The organism is Nocardia sp. NPDC058497, from assembly GCF_042720195.1.
GTDB lineage: Bacteria > Actinomycetota > Actinomycetes > Mycobacteriales > Mycobacteriaceae > Nocardia.
Genome location: NZ_JBHXMY010001031.1, coordinates 1 through 1,120, shown reverse-complemented (window position 1 = coordinate 1,120; position 1,120 = coordinate 1). Strand labels below are relative to the sequence as shown.

Below are 1,120 nucleotides of genomic sequence, written 5' to 3'. Positions count from 1 at the left end.
CCCTCACAGCGTGTTGTTCACGGGGTATGACCTGCTGTTTTTCTGGATCGCCCGGATGATGATGTTCGGGCTCTACGCCACCGGGCAGCCACCGTTCACTGAGATCGCCCTGCACGGCATGGTGCGCGACAAGCACGGCAAGAAGATGAGCAAGTCGTTCGGCAACGTGGTCGATCCGATCGAATGGATGGACTCTTACGGCACCGACGCACTCCGCTTCGCCCTCGCCCGCGCCGCCAATCCTGGCACCGACGCACCGATCGCGGAAGAGTCTGTGGCGGGCAGCCGCAACTTCACCACGAAACTGTGGAACGCGAGCCGATTCGCACTCCTCAACGGTGCTACGACCACCGGGCCACTTCCCCCGGCCGAGGAACTCTCGGTCACAGACCGCTGGATACTTTCGCGTCTGAACGCCGTGATCGCCGAAGCCGACGGCTGCTACGAGGACTACCAGTTCGCGAAACTGTCCGACCTGCTGTACCACTTCGCCTGGGACGAAACCTTCGACTGGTACCTGGAGCTGTCCAAAGCCGTCTTCGCCCAAGGTGGGTTACCCGCAGACGCGTCACGTCGGGTCCTCGGGCATGTGCTCGACACTCTGCTGCGGCTGCTGCATCCGCTCGTGCCGTTCGTCACCGAGAAGCTGTGGACCACCCTCACCGGCGGAGAATCGGTCGTCATCGCCGACTGGCCACAAGATTCCGGTTTCCGTGACCTGGCCGCCGAGACCGCGGTGGCCGAGTTGCAGCAACTGGTCACCGAAGTTCGACGGTTCCGCTCCGAGCAAGGCGTGCGCACCAGCCAGCGCGTCCCCGCCGAACTCGACCTCACCGAAGCCCTGTCGAGCCACGAAGCGGCCATCCGGCAACTGCTGCGCCTCGATCGCCCCACGCCCGACTTCCACCCAACTTCGGCACTTCCGATCGGCGAATCACGTGTCAGCCTCGACTTGTCACAAGCGATCGACGTCGATGCCGAAAAGCGCCGCCTCGAAAAGGATCTCGCTGCGGCACTTAAGGAAATCGACAGTGCCACAAAGAAGCTGAACAACGACAGCTTCCTCGCGAAAGCGCCCGACGACATCGTCGCTGGTATCCGCACCCGCCATCAGAACGCC

The 1,120-nt window shown here is 63.0% G+C and carries 1 protein-coding gene; it reads left to right on the top strand.

The genetic code is table 11. The features are described 5' to 3' along the window. Window positions 1-10: 10 nt before the first annotated feature. A partial coding sequence (locus ACFWPJ_RS33470; protein ID WP_378857621.1) for a class I tRNA ligase family protein occupies window positions 11-1,120 on the top strand: 1,110 nt, incomplete at its 3' end.